The following is a 16439-nucleotide window of genomic DNA, read 5'->3' on the forward strand; positions in this document are numbered from 1 at the left end:
TGATGATTGATCATATACTTTCCTTACTGATCCTGATCCCCCTGCTAGGAGCACTGGTTATTGCCTTTTTGCCCGATCAGTTCAGGCAGCAATTGCGATGGATAGCCCTTGGAGCTTTGTTGGCAGACGCTCTTTTGCTTCTTCCACTGTTCATGAACTATCAAAAGCTGGAAGCAGGCCTGCAACTCGCTGAAAATATCGACTGGATCACGCTCCCCTTAGGGAGTTTGGGAGTAGTATCTATCGACTACAGCCTGGCAGTAGATGGGATCAGCATTCCATTGGTCGTGTTAGGAATATTAGTGCTCTTGCTGGGTGTGATAAGTTCTTGGAACGTCATTGACAAGGCTAAGGCCTATTTTTCCCTATATCTTTTGCTTTCAGCCAGCATTCTAGGATGCTTTATGGCTCAGGATTTATTTTTGTTCTACCTGTTTTTCGAATTTATGCTACTTCCCATGTATTTCCTGATTGGACTTTGGGGAGGACCTAGAAGGGAATATGCGGCGATAAAATTCTTTATTTACACTTTTGTGGGTTCCCTTCTCATCTTAGTGGTTATGATAGGTCTATATCTCTCTGTTATCGATCCATTGGAGACTGCGCGTTATATAGGACTTGCCACTCCTGCCCATGCGCAGGCAGGAGAGGTCGCACTCATGATTCAGCGACTACTTGCTGAAGGGAGTCTTTCTGCTGATCAGTTGGTTCATAGCTTCCGTTTCGAATATCTGGCCGATCCCGGAAATTACATTCCTGGTTCCATCTTAAATATGGAAACGGGTCGGTATATACTCAACATGCCCATTCGGATGCTGGCCTTTTGGTTTATGTTCCTAGGCTTCGCCGTGAAACTCCCGGTGGTTCCTTTTCACACATGGCTTCCCGATGCCCATGTTGAGGCACCAACTCCTATTTCAGTAGTTCTCGCGGGAATATTACTAAAAATAGGAGGTTATGGTTTTATACGTATTGTGGATGGTTTCTTTCCCTATGAGGCGCAGTATAATATACTTCCGTTAGGCCTATTGGCTATGATATCTATCGTCTATGGAGGGTTTAATGCATTAGGTCAAAAAGATTTGAAAAAAATGATTGCCTACTCATCGGTCTCTCACATGGGATTTGTACTCTTGGGTATTGCTGCATTTACTGCAGAAGGTTTTAACGGGGCCATTTATCAAATGGTAAGTCATGGTGTCTTGTCTTCCATGCTTTTCCTGCTGACAGGGGTACTTTATGACCGTACTCACGACCGATCCATTGAAAATTATCGAGGATTAATTCAAGTTATGCCGAAATTTACGATTCTTACGGGAGTCGCCTATTTTGCATCATTGGGTTTGCCCGGATTTTCAGGTTTCGTAGGGGAATTATTTACCTTGATGGGGGCCTTCCAGGCCGAGGAGATGCCGGTTTGGATTCCTGCGCTATCTACATTAGGTATAGTGTTAGCCGCTGCATATTTCCTATGGACCTATCAGCGCATGTTTTTTGGAGAATTTTGGTATCGCAATGCGCCACAACCCTTTGAAGACCTAACGAATAGAGAGTATGGTATGCTGGTGCCTTTGGCAATATTAGCCGTTTTGCTGGGGGTGTTACCAGGAATTATTTTTAATGTAACTGGGCCTGCTGTGGCCCTGTTCCTTGATTAAAGTGCATCAATAAGGCGTACCCCTCCTTTTAAGATTTGTATTGTAACCATTTAATAAACTTGTCTAGCGAGGAATTCTTCCGGAGAATATCTCGCTAGACGGTGTACAACACTATAGTCATGAAGCTTGAGGAAATTTACAATCGTTTTATTTTAAAAATAGAACGAGCCCTAGATACAAATTTTTGGTTATGGAAATTGGTAGGGTGCTGTGTGGTCTTAACATTGTTTTTAGCCTTCCCCCCTTATTCCCTACTTTTTCAACATTTTAGCGCCCAAGGAGCCAAATTGGATGCATGGACCTTCATTCATAACCAAGCCCAAGATCTGTTACATCCTGCCGATTTCTCGATAGGGGTACGCCGGGAGGCCATGGTTTTTCGTTGGGTATTACCCGGCCTTTATCGCCTATTCGGAGAGAATTTAATACTCATCCTCTTCCTGCAATTCGGGCTTGCAGTAGGTTTCCTATACCGGGTTGGTTCATTTGCTTATACACTGTTCCAAGACAAGGTGATAACGGCACTCATATTGTTCTCGATTTCCAATACTTTTGTAGGAGTCTGGGGGTTTGCCGATATACATGGGTATGGCGATATCATTGCATACTTTTTACTTCTATGGGCCATTACGAGTCGAAATTGGATTCTGATTTTTCTGGCTATGCTGGGTGCCTACTTTACCGATGAACGGGCAGTCGTAGCCGGAGGATATGTACTTATCTTCTGGGCCGTATCTGAGGCTCTTGCCCGTGGCAGAGCAGATTTTAAATCCTTAATTAAAACGGTGTTTACGGGAAGAAGCACGGCAGTTTGGTTAGCTTGGGTTGTTTACCTATCTGTTCGGTTATATATTAAACTAAATTATTTTCAACAGCACCATTATTCTGCTGTTGGTATGCCTGTTATGCTGGAAAATCAACACCGGAGTGGACTTGGGAGTAGTCTTTGGTCGGTATTTGAGGGTCTTTGGCTCGTATTGATAGCAGCATTCACTGTTTTATGGCTGCAAAGCAAGCGATGGATATCACTCTTCTTTCTATCGGGCTTTTTGGTGCTCCTTACCACAGGACTATATGTGCATGATGTGGACCGTGCCTTTGGTTACGGCTTCCCCTTTATTCTCCTAAGTCTTGTCATATTAAAATACTGTACCGACCGTGTACCTCTTCAGCTTATCCTATTTTTTTGCATGAACGTATGTGTTGCTCAGCTTCAGGTATTTACAATGGGATATAATGTGATCGTTTGGGTAGAGCCTCTACCCATCAAAGCTCTCATATTTTTGAGTCGCTACTTGGGTTGGGGAATATTTGTCTGAAGGTCAAAACCCCCTCTCATGTTACTGGTAGCCTATTTTGAAATATATGGTGATTTTATTTCAATTTTTTTTAGTTATTTAAATACAATTTGTTGGTCTTTTTGCCATATTTGAGGAAGTATTGCAGGTATTGCTTGCAATGATACCCCCCTAACATACAGCAGAATGGCAAAACTTATACAACTGGATTCATTTCAAGCGAATGATGGCAATCTGACCGTTTTTGAAAAAATTATCCCCGGAAATATTAAGCGGGTATTTTATATTTATTCTGCCGGGGATTGCTCCAGAGGAGGGCATAGGCACCACAAAGCATGGAATGCGCTTATCTGTATTCAAGGAAGTTGCCGGGTGTATTGCCATAATGGAGTTAGGGAAGAAGAATTTTGGCTCAATCAGCCCAATTCCTGTTTAGTGGTAGTTCCAGAAGACTGGCATATCATGGACAGGTTTAGCGAGGATGCCATACTATTGGTTCTTTCCAACGAATTTTACAGTGTGCAGGATTATATTGATGCTCCCTATCCTGGAATGTCTGCCCTTGCTGGCCCTGATTGGTGGCCTGGAACTGGGGAGGATACCCTATCCCTGCCCGTACCTTTAGCCTTCAGGGCCGTGGGGGCTTAGTAAAAAACAACTCAATTTTTTTTGAAGCTGTTCCGGTTCGTCTTACAGGAATTATTACCCCTTAACAGACCATCTTGAATAGTTTTGTATTCGCTCACTCGGACACAGAAGGTAAAGTTTCTGTGTTGATTAACCGCTGTATGATACCCTTTCTGGACCTTAATCAAATAAACGCTCCTTATCAAAGCGAAATAGAGGCGGCAGTGCTTCGCGTGGTTCGTTCTGGATGGTATATTTTGGGTAAAGAGTTGCAATCCTTCGAAGAAGCATTTGCGAACTATAGCCAAGCAAGTTATGCCATAGGGGTAGGGAATGGCCTGGATGCGCTAACTTTAATTTTGAAAGCTTACAATTTCGAAGTAGGGTCGGAAATTATTGTTCCAGCCAATACCTATATTGCCTCTATACTTCCCGTTTCTTTTTTATCTTTAAAGCCCATACTGGTAGAACCGGACCCTCGCACCATGTTGCTGGACGTTTCCCAAATAGAAAAAGTGATCAGCCCAGATACTAGGGCGATCTTGACGGTGGATCTCTACGGGAAAAGTTGCGATATGGAGGCTATTCAGGAATTGGCTTCGCGTCATCACCTTAAAGTGATCACCGATGCTGCTCAGGCTCATGGAGCGAAGTTTAAGGGTAGAAAAGTAGGGAGCATAGCCGATGCTACTGCTTTTAGTTTTTATCCTACCAAAAATCTTGGGGCCCTAGGGGATGCCGGGGCCATTACGACCAACGATCCGCAATTAGCTCGAAAACTAAAGTCTTTACGGAATTATGGCTCTGAAATAAGATACCAGAATGATTTGCAAGGCCATAATAGCAGAATGGACGAAATACAAGCGGCTGTCTTGGGGGTAAAACTTCCATGGCTCGATCGGGATAACCAGGCTCGACGCCAGATCGCGGAAGCATATTTAGAGGGAATTAGGCAGCCCGAAGTAATCCTACCGCCTTCAGATACGCACCAGGAAGATTCCTGGCATTTATTTGTGCTGAGACATCCCGACCGCCCCAGAGCTTTGGCTCATTTGACGGCGCAGGGAGTGGAAACTCAAGTGCATTATCCCACTGCCATTCACCGGCAGCAGGCCTATAAGTCGTTAAGTAGCCTAACACTACCAATTACAGAAGCGATTCATCAACAGGTTATCAGCATCCCACTTCACCCCCAGTTGACCCGCCAACAAGTAAATCAGGTTATAGAAGCCGTCAATTCCATCCCTCTTTAGTATCATGAAACTATCGGTAATTATTCCCGTCTATAAAAGTGAAAATAGCATAGCCCCGTTGGTTGCAGAGCTGTACGTCTCCCTGGCATCAATAGATTTTGAAGTGATTCTGGTAAATGATGGTAGTCCCGACCAATCGGAATGGATATGTATGCAGCTTGCCAACACTTACGAAAACCTACGATTTATTTCACTCCGACGCAACTTTGGAGAGTTCAATGCAGTGATGTGTGGTTTGAATTGGGCCCGTGGCCAATTTTCCGTGATGATAGACGATGATTTTCAGAATCCTCCAGAAGAAATCATTCAACTTTTGGAGTTGGCAGAAGAAGGAGATTACGATGTGGTTTACACCTATTATGCAAAAAAAGAACATGCCCGTCATAGAAACTGGGGAAGTACAGGGGTCAATTACCTTACAAGCTATTTACTGAACAAGCCTAAAGATTTGTACCTCTCCAGTTTTAAACTGATTCGGAGAGAGGTGGTCCAGGAGATAGTAAAATATACAGGTCCCTATCCCTACATTGATGGACTGATATTTAGAACAACCCGTAATATTGGAAGGGTTCAGGTGAGGCACTCTAAACGGGAAGAAGGTGCTTCCAATTACACCTTTTCCAAATTAATTACCCTGCTGTTTAATATTTTATTTTGCTATTCCTCCTTGCCCATACGGGTATTTATGCCAATTAGTCTGGGGTTGCTGGGAATTGGCCTCCTTTTGCTACTATTCCTGACGGGGCAATGGGTGATGGGTCCCGACCCCAAACAATGGCAGGTGGTTACGGCGACACTGATATTTTTAGGTGGTCTGCAATGTACTATCCTAAGCATATTAGGCGAATATATAGGGAAAGGTTTTATGGCACAAAGTGGGCAGCCTCAGTATGTGATTAAACATAATAAACATCATTCCTATGATCGACAATCCTGAGGAATATCAAAGAATGCAGGAAGTGGAACAAAAACTATGGTGGTATAGAAGTCTCCACCGTAGAGTTCTCTCTCAGATTGAAACTTATATACAAAAAGAAAAGAAGACCATTCGGATCCTTGATGCAGCCTGCGGTACAGGGGGGTTGTTATTGGCTCTGAAAAATGCAGGATACGAGCATGCTAGTGGCTTCGATCTTTCCACTACTGCCGTTCAACTGGCACAGGAGTCGGGTCTGGATGTGTCAGTAGGCGATCTGCGTCAGTCTACCCAATACAGAGCAGGACTATCCTTCGATGTTATCTGTTGCAACGATGCTTTATACTTTTTAACCGATGAGGAAATCATTGCTTTTTTGAAAAATATGAAAGAAAGGCTGAATCCTGGTGGACTCTTACTCATTAATATTCATGCTTTTGAAGCGTTTGCGGGGAGTCACGATGTGGCAATAGGGAGTACGCGGCGCTATACCTGGAAAGATTTTCATGAATATACCCAGCAGGCAGGCTTAGCGGTTTTATACCGTACCTATTGGCCCTTTTTACTCTCACTTCCGATATTGATGGTACGACAATGGCAAAAATATCGGCTACATATATCAGCGGACTTGTCGGAACCTCCCGTATCGGATGTGAGCTATCCGGGAGATATCGTGAACGCCTCCCTATGGAAAGTTATGCAACTAGAGAATAACCTCTTGAATCGTGCCCCTTTTGGCAGTTCACTTTTTATGGTTTTACAGCCAAGTAGAGTCGTTTTTTTAAATTAAATGCTTAAAATGGGAAAAGTAATATACATTTATAAAAATAAAGTAAGTAGATTTAGGTATTATTCTTAGTAAAAATATTAATTTATTTTCATCCTAGAGATGAGGCATGAAGACAGTAGATTCAAATAGAGCTATATGGATGAGTTTTGTGGAGAAAGGAAACCCCTTGGCATTCCAACAACTCTACGATATCTATGCAGATTTTCTATATGATTTTGGAATGCGTTATACCGCTGATTCGGAGCTGTCCCGGGATGCTATCCATGATTTATTTCTTGATTTGCACACCTACCAAAAGAACCTGGCTAAAGACGTTAACGTAAACTTTTACCTTATAAAATCATATAAGCGAAAGCTTATAGAGATTAAAAGACGTTCGGAACGCTTTAGATTGCATAGTGTAGTGCCCAGCGACTTGGTACTACAAAGCTTTTGTTTTAGCATAGAGGATCAGATGATCGAAGATGAGGAGCAGAGGCGCAGACTTCAATCACTAGCCGAGGAGGTAAACCGCCTTCCTGATCGGCAACGGGAGATTCTTTATTTACGGTATACCCATAGTTTGGAATACGAGGAGATTGCCGCGATGATGGATATCTCGGTTGCCACTTGTCGAACTTTTATTTATAGAGCTCTTAAGTTGCTTAGAACTAATTTAGAATATTCTGCTATTCTCTTGTTAATCTGCGATTTATAAAATTCAGCCTAAGTTTTTAATTATTTTTTTCTTTTCAGTGTCTATAAAAGCTCTGAACATCTCTCTTTAATGGTGAAGGCATTTTTATGCTCTATAATTTGAACTATAGAAAACGAATGAAGAGAGATAATGAACAATCGGGTTTGAAGAATTTGGTTTCATTAATGAAATCATTAACACCTATTCGGTTGTCAGGAGAAGGAAAAGCACAACTTTGGGATGATATTGCTGCCCGGATCGACAGAAAAAGGAGGAGACAATTAGGGCTACGCTGGACCTTGGTTGCGGCATCACTGTTGCTGTTGCTATGGACAGGCTTCCAATTTTTAGGGATGCGATCTGTAAATATTTCACAGATGCAAAACTTAGCAGAGGGTATGGTGGTAGATACGGGGCAAGCGGCTTTAATATTAGCCGATAGCAGGGTAATTACCCTTGAACGGCAACATTCGGAAATAGAACATCAAAAAGATGGTCAACAAATCAAAGTTGACAAATCCCTATATAATAATTCCGTTAGTCCGGTAGCATCTCAAGGATTTAACCGATTGGTAGTTCCTTATGGAAAGCGCTCAGTAATCACTTTGGAAGATGGGAGTAAAATATGGCTTAACTCAGGATCCAAATTGGTTTATCCTGAACATTTCGGCGCAGATTCTCGGACCGTTTATTTAGAAGGTCAGGCATATTTTGATGTTTCCCATCGGGAGGGCAAGCCCTTTTATGTTCATACGCGAGAACTTCAAATCAAGGTTTTAGGCACTGAGTTCGATGTAAGTGCCTATGGGGATGAGACTGAAGCCCGGGCTACTTTAGCTGAGGGGAGTATAGTTCTTTCACTTCAGAATTCCGATCTTTTAGGACGAAGCACCAAGACCTTAAGGCCTGGAACCCAGGTGCGATACGACGCCCATACAGACAAGTTAACCAGTATGGAGGTGAATGTTGCAGAATGTATTTCTTGGAAAGATGGATTTTTGATATTGAATAAGGCACAATTAGCCGAGATATTAAGGAAGCTTGCTCGATACTATAAAGTGGAGATCGAGGTAAATGACTCCAGTTTGTCTGGACAGACATTTTCAGGGACTCTTGATCTTGCCGATTCTGTGGAGCAGGTCATGCAAGTTATCACCACCACCACGGGTACAACATTTCATAAAACAGAAAGGGGGTTTTTACTGGACAAAAAGCATTACAATTAAAAAAACCGGAAGGCGTTGGAGCGCCTACCGGTTAAGGTTCCTTTGCCGGCAAGCAAAGGCTATTTTAACTCATGTTTAACAAAAGTCATTTCAAATTTATGAAAAAATTTGACCAAAAGAACTATGGTCTGTTAGGACAGGTCTGTCCACACAAACTGTTTAGGATTATGAAAATTACACTACTTCTCATTTTGGTAGGGGTTTTAGGGGTGCAGGCTAACGGTTTTTCCCAAAAGAATCGTATAGATGTAAATTTAAAAGAAGGGAGTCTTCTTCAACTCTTCGACCAAATTCAAAAGAATTCGGAATATCGAATCTTTTATAAAGATGAGGTGCTGGCAACACACCAGAAAAAAAAGCTGAATTTAGAATTAAATAAAGTTAGAGTTTCCGAAATTCTGGACAGAGTATTTTTAAATACTAATCTTAAATACCAGGTTAATAATAAACAGATTATTGTTTTAGAGCGAACAATTAGCAATGTCCCTAAGCAAATAAAAAAAGAAAGTCAATTAAAGCCTGTCGTATATAGTTCATTGTTACAAATTGTAGGAATTGTTTCCGACAAGAATGGTGTACAATTACCAGGAGCGGCTGTCACTGTTAAAGGTTCTAATAAGGGTACCACTACAGATATCAAAGGGGAGTTTAAGATCGAGGCTCAACCTACGGATACATTGGTTGTGTCGTACATAGGCTATCTGGCCCAAGAAGTAATAGTTGGAAGTAGAACTGAATTATTTATTCAGTTACAGGATGATATTGCAGGACTAGAAGAGGTAGTTGTAGTAGGTTTCGGGACACAAAGGAAGATAACCACGATTGGTGCTCAGTCTACGGTTTCAGTAGCTGACCTAAAGCAGCCTGTCCGAAACTTATCTACGGTATTGGCGGGAAGGATTTCTGGAGTAATTTCTGTGCAACGGAGTGGAGAGCCTGGATATGACAATGCTTCTTTATGGATAAGAGGCGTATCTACATTTACGGGTACCAGTCCATTGGTTTTGGTAGATGGAATTCAACGTGATTTCGCAAATATAAATCCAGACGATATTGAAAGTTTTTCGATTTTAAAAGATGCCTCAGCCACGGCAGTTTATGGGGTGCGGGGAGCCAACGGTGTTATTTTAATTAATACAAAAAAAGGAAAACCCGGTACTCCACAAATTAGTGCCAGCTTTAATCAAGGTATAACTCAATTTACCAAACTACCAAAATTTGTGGATGGACCTACTTATATGGAAATGGTTAATGAAGCAAAAACAACACGAGGTAATTCCCCTCAATATACACAAGAAGCCATTGATATGACAAGGTCTGGAGCTGACCCTTACTTGTATCCTAATGTAGATTGGATGAAAGAAATTTTTAATCGGTCGGGAAGAAATACCAAAGCCAATTTTAATATTACTGGTGGATCGGATAATGCTGATTATTATATATCAACCTCTTATTTTAGTGAAAAAGGGTTGTTTAAAACAGATGGGCTTTCAAATTACAATTCCGCAATAAAAACGGAAAGATACAATTTTACTTCAAATGTTAATTTGAATGTCACCAAAACAACAAAATTGGGATTAGGGATACAAGGATATATTTTGAATGGTAATTTTCCTGGAAATGGCACTAGTACAATATTTGGATCAGCCATGCAGGCACCGCCAGTAGTTTACCCAGTGACTTATCCCGATGGGAGGATTTCTGGTTTACAAGCTGGTTCGGCGGTTCAAAATCCATACGATCAACTTACGCAGTCTGGATATGCCACTGAATGGCGGAATCAATTGTTTTCTAACATAAGGTTGACACAAGATTTGAATTTTTTGGTAAAGGGCTTGACATTTACCTCTCTATTTTCATTTGATGCTTATAATCAACATAATATTAGAAGAACCAAGTCATCAGACAATTGGCTTGCAACAGGAAGGGATGAAGATGGTAATCTCATCTATAATCAGACTAGAATTGGGAGTGAATATTTGAACTACTCTAGGTCGAATGGAGGAGATCGTCAGTTTTACACTGAAAGTGCTTTTAATTATAATCGTAGTTTTGACAAGCATGGGCTAGGATTAATGGTATTATATAATCAGACGGATAAAGTACCTGGCTTCGCAGATGATTTTATCTTATCTCTTCCATTCAGGAATAGAGGATTAGCGGGTAGAGGTACGTATTCTTATGATGATAAATACCTAATGGAATTTAATTTTGGCTATAATGGTTCAGAAAATTTTGAACCATCCAAAAGATATGGTTTTTTTCCTTCTATAGGACTAGGGTGGGTAATGTCAGAGGAGAAATTCTTTGAACCACTGAAAGGGTCCTTGCAGTTATTTAAATTTAGATTCTCACACGGGCAGTCAGGCAATAGTAATATAGATCCTAATAATAATAGAAGATTTGGGTATATAGCAACTGTTGGTAATACAAATAATTACACCTTTGGGAAATCATACGACGATTATAAAACAGGTCTGGATATAGCGGAGTACGCTTCTGGTGTTAGCTGGGAGGTTAGTACCAAAACAAATCTAGGCTTAGATTTGAGAACCTTGTCTGGAGCACTTTATTTACAGCTAGATTATTTTAAGGAAGATAGAAAGGGAATATTTCTTAGAAGATCATCCTTGCCAGCCTATTTAGGTTTGAGAAATAATCCTTATGGAAACCTTGGAAGAACAGAGAACCATGGAATAGATGGTACTCTTGAGTATAATAAGCATGTTGGTCATTGGGATTTAGGCCTTAGAGGGACATTTACCTATGCCAAGAATAAGGTAATAGAGGATGACCTGCCATCTTGGAAATATCCATGGCTCGAACGCAAGGGACGCAAGATAGGCCAGCGTTTTGGCTTGATCTCAGAAGGGTTATTCGAATCGGAAGAAGAGATTAAAAGTCATGCCAGTCAGGTTGGTAGCGTTCTTCCCGGTGATATCAAGTTTAAAGATATTAATGAAGATGGACAAATAGATGCTTTCGATGAAATGCCAATTGGATTCGGGGCAATTCCTGAAATTGTATATGGCTTTGGACTCACCGTAGGATACAAGAATTTTACCCTTGCTTCCTTCTTTCAAGGGATAGGAAACGTAGATATTTTATTAAGTGGAGAAGGTTTTGTTCCATTCCAGCAAGGTGGGAACAGAGGAAACCTATTGTCTCAAATAACGGATAGATGGACACCCGAAAATCCTAATCCCGATGCATTTTACCCCAGACTTACATTTGGTAATGAAAATATGAATTATCGGACCAGTAGTCACTGGGTTCAAAATGGTCGGTATTTGCGCTTGAAAAGTTTGGAATTGGCTTATAAAATCCCTGAAAATTGGTTTAGTGGTATTGGCGTGAAAAATTCTCGTATATATCTTTTGGGGTATAATGTGCTAACTTTCAGCAAGTTCAAGATGTGGGATGCTGAATTAGGAGATGGGCGAGGTGCAGCTTATCCGAATCTTACCAGTTTTAATATTGGAATGGACTTTAATTTCTGACTTAACTAGAATATCACATGAAAAAGTTTATATATATATTTCTACTCACAGTCTCTTTAGGCATCAGTTCCTGTAGTGAAGACTTTTTAAATCAGGTCCCCAATGATCGATTGACAATTGACCAGGTTTTCCAGAGACGTGAAGAATCCGAAAGGTATTTGTATGGCGTTTATTCTTATATAAGAGATGAGTCCAACCAATGGAACTCCAATCCATGGATGGGCGGATCTGACGAGGCAGATATGACTTGGGCCAGAGGAGGATATAATTCTTATTTTATGAATATAGGCAGTTGGGATGCCACATCGGGCTTTTTTAATTTCTGGACTCATTATTATCAAGGAATTCGCACTGCCACATATTTCATGCAAAGAATAGGAGAAAATGAAGAAATTCTTCGATTGCCAGAAGGTCGGCAACTTATTACTCAATATGTAGCCGAAGCACGGGCATTACGGGCTTATTTTTATTTCTGCATTATTCGCCAGTACGGTCCAGCAATTATTCTTAATGGTGAAGAAGTTATACCTCCGGATTTAGCTTTGAATGACATACAATTACCGCGAAATTCATTTGACGAATGTGTTGCTTATATTGTTTCTGAGTTGGAACTAGCAGAAAAGGATTTGCCGGACTGGTATGGCCAAGATCGTGAATATGGAAGACTAACAAAGGTTTTTACTCAATCCGTAAAGGCTCGAATTTTGCTTTATGCGGCTAGTCCACTATTTAATGGCAATACCGACTATGCTGATTTTAAGAATTCAGATGGTAAAGTGTTAATAAATCAAAGCTACGACCCTAATAAATGGAAACAGGCCGCCTCAGCAGCTAAGGTATTAATAGATAATGGTAGATTTGGGCTGTTTCGTCAAAATGACGAAACAGGTAATCTAGACCCTTTTCTTTCTTGTCAAAATGTCTTGCTGACGCCTTGGAACAAGGAAATTTTATTTGCTCGAGTAGAAAATGGTCTCCAGGATTTCGAGCGTCATGCGGCACCACGTTTCGGGGGGGGATGGTCCGGTATAGGTGTAACCCAAAATATGGTGGATGCCTATCATATGGCGAATGGAAAAAATATAGAGGATCCCGAATCGGGATATATAGAGGAAGGTTTCTCTGAAAAGGCAGGAAAATATACTAAAGAAAAGACTTATAATATGTGGACCAATAGAGAGCCTAGGTTCTACGTAGGCGTAGTTTATAATGGAAGTCAATGGATGAATACATCCGATGGCATAAAAACCGTCGAACTATTCAATAAAGGAAATACTGGGAAGTCAGGTTCCTACGATCATTCTGCTACTGGTTATTTGGTTCGCAAGAATGTCGATCCTAACTCTAATCCCCGTATTAATCGTTTCTCTCGACGACCACTTGTATATTTCAGATTAGGGGAGATGTATTTGAATTATGTAGAAGCCCTAAATGAAGTAGATCCCGGAAATCCGGATATTTTATTGTACCTAAACATGATTAGGGAAAGGGGGGGCATACCTGGATTAAAAAAGGGACTTTCCCAGGATATTATGCGTCAAGAAATTCGAAATGAAAGACAGGTCGAATTGGCATTTGAATATCATCGATATTTTGACACACGACGCTGGAAAATCGCCGAACAGACAGATGCAGGTCCCTTTTATGGAATGAACGTTGATGCTGGCAACTCAGTAAATGATCCTGACTTTTATAAGCGTACCGTTTATGAAACTAGGGTTTTTAAAAAAGCATTTTATTTTTTTCCAATGCCTCAATCTGAAATAGATCGGAATAAAAAACTTCAGCAAAATCCTGGCTGGTAAGCATCACCCATACCTAAACCCTTAATGAGGCTACCCGTATCGCACGGGTAGCCATAATTTTTTCTTAAGGCTGTATGAAATTGGTTATTCCGAACGAAGTGAATGGATAGGATTTGCTAATGAAGCTTTGATGGTCTGGTAGCTAACTATGGTGAAGGCCGCCAGTAAAGTAAAGGTTAGAGTAAAAAAATATACCGGAAAATCTATGGAAGGGTGGTATTCAAAGTTTTGCAGCCAATCGTCCATGACCATCCAACCCAAGGGGGCGGCTATAGAAAAAGCTATAACAACCAGCATTACAATTTCCCTGCCGAAAATCCAGACTACTTGCAGCACGTTACTGCCTAAAACTTTTCGAATCCCAATCTCTTTCGTTTTTTGGGAAATCATATAACTCACAAGCCCATACAATCCCAGGCTGGCTATGAGAAGGGCCGTAAAGGAAAATATCTTAACCATATTAAGCATTAGCATTTCTTGCTGGTAAAAGGAAGCAATGGATTCATCCAGAAAGCTGTACTCGAAGACCAGATCCGGGAATATTTTATTCCAAATATTTTCTATAGCCACAAGCCCCTCAGAAAGTTGACTGGGGTTTAATTTGACAGCAAGTTGTTCATGGTGGATCGGCCCTGTAAACAAGGCGACGGCCTCTATTCCGTTGTGAAATGATTGGTGATGAAAATCCTTGATGATCCCTACGATCGTTGTCTTTTCATTTGCAAAATTGAGCTGCTTACCCAACATTTGCTCTGGATCCTCCAGATTGAGCTTTCTGGCCATGGCTTCATTGACCATTGATTCATGTGCAGAGTCTGAGGGCAAAACATTTCTGCCAGCCAATAATTCTAAACCAAAAGTGGATAAATAATCTTGATCCACCGATTTGAGTAAGAGGCGGAAGGGCTCATCCTCGGTTTTATTATTGTATCGGGGAGTGCTTCCCCAAACCAAATGGGAGGCGGGTGCAGAAAAACATTGAGCAGCCTGTCGGACACCAGTTATTCCTTTAATTTCATTTTTAAGGGCTTTCCCGTTCAGGTCTCCTCGGGGAATATTCAGCATAACCACTGCGTCCCTGTCAAATCCCATTTGTTGCCGGCTGGAATAGTTCATTTGTCTGGTGATGACGATCATACCCAAAATCAGCAGCTGAGAAATGATCAATTGAACCACAATCAAAGAGCGGCGGGTATTAAATCCTCCTAATTCCATTTTGTTAAAACGTCCTTGTAGGGCTTTTATAGGTTGAAAGCCCGAAAGTAGATAGGCCGGGTAGCTTCCAGAAATTAAGGTTACCACTAGTACTAATCCGCCTCCATAAAGGAAAAATGGGAAGTTTAATAACGAGCGGAACGAGACCTGGATGTTGAAGAGCTGGTTTAGACCGGAAAATAGCAGGCAGCTCAGGATGATCGCCATCAAAAATGAAAAGCTTGTTAATAAACCGGTTTGCAAGATAAACTGCCAAAATAATTGCCCTCTTTTACTACCCAATACCTTTCTGATTCCTACTTCTTTAGATCTTTTCAGGGATTGCGCCGTGGCTAGATTGATAAAATTCAAGGAGGCCGTGCTTACCAAAAATAGGCCGATCAACAGGAGAATGTCCAAATGGGAGTGAGGAATAACCCCTCCATAATTATGATCAAAATGAACTTCTTTTAATGGCTGAAGCCTGTATCGGTGGATGTTTTTGCTTAAAGGTCGGTAGGTTTTGGGGTAGGAGGCCATTGCTTGCTCGGCTCTTTCCGCAGTAACATTTGGATTTAATAATACGAAGCAATGAAGTGCGGTATGGATTCCAGACCAATTATCATCTGTGCCCAGCCATTCATCGTACTGTTTGAGGGTAGGGTAGGAAATGAATATTTCCGTTTTTTGATCCGTATGCAGGGGTAGATCTTTTAAAATACCAGAAATTGTTACATCAATACGGTTGTCTATACGAAGGGTTTTTCCAAGGGCCTCCCTACCATTAAAGTATTTTTTCACAAGTCGCTCAGTGATCCAAGCGGTATTAGGCTCCTCAAGGCTGGAAGGACTACCGGTTAATAGTGGAAAGTCGAATATTTTAAAATATGCTACATCTGAAAAAGCCATACCTGCAGGTTCTTTAAGTTTGATTATCTGGCCCTGACTTTCAAAACGTACCTGTGTATTTTCAAAGGAGGCTATGCGTGCCACCTGTTCGGCGAAGGTTTCTTGTGATCTAATGGTAGGTGCCAGCCCAGCAGGTACGGCAGAGGTGTAGTCTATCCTATCCCGACGCATTTCGGTAACTACCCTGTAGATGCGATTGGCGTGCTGATGGAAGATATCGAAACTTTCATGGTAGCGCACGATGCAATATATAAGTATGGCCGCAGTCATCCCCAGACTTAATCCGATCACATTCAGAATCACATAGGACTTGTTTCTGATCAGATTTCGAAACCCTATCTTAATATAATTTTTGATCATAAAGAAAAGTAGTAAAGTGACCTCAACTCCGCAGATTTAAGTCGTTCAGTAGCCCTCTGAAGCAACTTTCAGGGATCTTGATTTTTAGAATCGCTTTCAGGGAAGAACGTATCAAAGATAATTGACTTTTTAAATAGCTAAACGGCTGAGTTCGTAACTGGTAGCTGAAGATAGAGGTTCGGGATAATTGCTAGGCCAGGCGCTATCTAGAACTTTAGTGGAGGAAA

General features: G+C 41.2%; 11 protein-coding genes. 10 read left to right on the forward strand and 1 reads right to left on the reverse strand.

What is annotated here, in order from left to right:
• Positions 1 to 2: 2 nt before the first annotated feature.
• The 10 genes from X939_RS0109500 to X939_RS0109545 all read left to right on the forward strand — a co-directional run bounded on the left by X939_RS0109500 (position 3) and on the right by X939_RS0109545 (position 13749).
• Positions 3 to 1658, forward strand: coding sequence for a complex I subunit 4 family protein (locus tag X939_RS0109500; RefSeq protein WP_044198884.1), 1656 nt, complete (start codon positions 3 to 5; stop codon positions 1656 to 1658).
• A 119-nt stretch (positions 1659 to 1777) separates the two neighbouring features.
• Entirely contained in the window at positions 1778 to 2977 is a 1200-nt protein-coding gene (locus X939_RS0109505) for a hypothetical protein (RefSeq protein ID WP_025763024.1), read from the forward strand.
• Between the two features lie 165 nt (positions 2978 to 3142).
• Entirely contained in the window at positions 3143 to 3604 is a 462-nt protein-coding gene (locus X939_RS22275; RefSeq protein ID WP_025763025.1) for a sugar 3,4-ketoisomerase, read from the forward strand.
• A gap of 74 nt (positions 3605 to 3678) precedes the next feature.
• Complete coding sequence (locus X939_RS0109515; RefSeq protein ID WP_310588045.1) at positions 3679 to 4836, forward strand: DegT/DnrJ/EryC1/StrS family aminotransferase; 1158 nt, start codon at positions 3679 to 3681, stop codon at positions 4834 to 4836.
• Between the two features lie 4 nt (positions 4837 to 4840).
• A complete protein-coding gene (locus X939_RS0109520) occupies positions 4841 to 5773 on the forward strand; it encodes a glycosyltransferase family 2 protein (RefSeq protein ID WP_025763027.1) in 933 nt (310 codons plus the stop codon).
• Positions 5757 to 6542, forward strand: coding sequence for a class I SAM-dependent methyltransferase (locus X939_RS0109525; RefSeq protein ID WP_025763028.1), 786 nt, complete (start codon positions 5757 to 5759; stop codon positions 6540 to 6542). Before X939_RS0109520 ends, X939_RS0109525 begins: the two co-directional genes overlap by 17 nt.
• Before the next feature lie 106 nt (positions 6543 to 6648).
• Entirely contained in the window at positions 6649 to 7239 is a 591-nt protein-coding gene (locus tag X939_RS0109530) for an RNA polymerase sigma factor (protein ID WP_025763029.1), read from the forward strand.
• Positions 7240 to 7355: 116 nt separating this feature from the next.
• Positions 7356 to 8444, forward strand: a complete 1089-nt coding sequence (locus tag X939_RS0109535; RefSeq protein ID WP_025763030.1) for a FecR family protein — start codon at positions 7356 to 7358, stop codon at positions 8442 to 8444.
• Positions 8445 to 8611: 167 nt separating this feature from the next.
• Positions 8612 to 11944, forward strand: coding sequence for a TonB-dependent receptor (locus tag X939_RS0109540; protein WP_044199082.1), 3333 nt, complete (start codon positions 8612 to 8614; stop codon positions 11942 to 11944).
• A 17-nt stretch (positions 11945 to 11961) separates the two neighbouring features.
• A complete protein-coding gene (locus X939_RS0109545; protein WP_025763032.1) occupies positions 11962 to 13749 on the forward strand; it encodes a RagB/SusD family nutrient uptake outer membrane protein in 1788 nt (595 codons plus the stop codon).
• A gap of 84 nt (positions 13750 to 13833) precedes the next feature.
• Here the strand turns inward: X939_RS0109545 and X939_RS0109550 are convergent, their stop codons facing one another.
• Positions 13834 to 16212: an ABC transporter permease gene (locus X939_RS0109550; protein WP_025763033.1), complete on the reverse strand. Its 2379-nt coding sequence runs from the start codon at positions 16210 to 16212 to the stop codon at positions 13834 to 13836.
• Positions 16213 to 16439: the final 227 nt, after the last annotated feature.

It is taken from the genome of Dyadobacter tibetensis Y620-1 (assembly GCF_000566685.1).
GTDB lineage: Bacteria > Bacteroidota > Bacteroidia > Cytophagales > Spirosomataceae > Dyadobacter > Dyadobacter tibetensis.

Excerpts from the sequence above, each read along its gene's own strand:
- X939_RS0109500 (WP_044198884.1), top strand. The coding sequence starts at position 3 with ATGATTGATCATATACTTTCCTTACTGATCCTGATCCCCCTGCTAGGA.
- X939_RS0109505 (WP_025763024.1), top strand. The coding sequence starts at position 1,778 with ATGAAGCTTGAGGAAATTTACAATCGTTTTATTTTAAAAATAGAACGA.
- X939_RS22275 (WP_025763025.1), top strand. The coding sequence starts at position 3,143 with ATGGCAAAACTTATACAACTGGATTCATTTCAAGCGAATGATGGCAAT.
- X939_RS0109520 (WP_025763027.1), top strand. The coding sequence starts at position 4,841 with ATGAAACTATCGGTAATTATTCCCGTCTATAAAAGTGAAAATAGCATA.
- X939_RS0109525 (WP_025763028.1), top strand. The coding sequence starts at position 5,757 with ATGATCGACAATCCTGAGGAATATCAAAGAATGCAGGAAGTGGAACAA.
- X939_RS0109530 (WP_025763029.1), top strand. The coding sequence starts at position 6,649 with ATGAAGACAGTAGATTCAAATAGAGCTATATGGATGAGTTTTGTGGAG.
- X939_RS0109535 (WP_025763030.1), top strand. The coding sequence starts at position 7,356 with ATGAAGAGAGATAATGAACAATCGGGTTTGAAGAATTTGGTTTCATTA.
- X939_RS0109540 (WP_044199082.1), top strand. The coding sequence starts at position 8,612 with ATGAAAATTACACTACTTCTCATTTTGGTAGGGGTTTTAGGGGTGCAG.
- X939_RS0109545 (WP_025763032.1), top strand. The coding sequence starts at position 11,962 with ATGAAAAAGTTTATATATATATTTCTACTCACAGTCTCTTTAGGCATC.
- X939_RS0109550 (WP_025763033.1), bottom strand. The coding sequence starts at position 16,212 with ATGATCAAAAATTATATTAAGATAGGGTTTCGAAATCTGATCAGAAAC.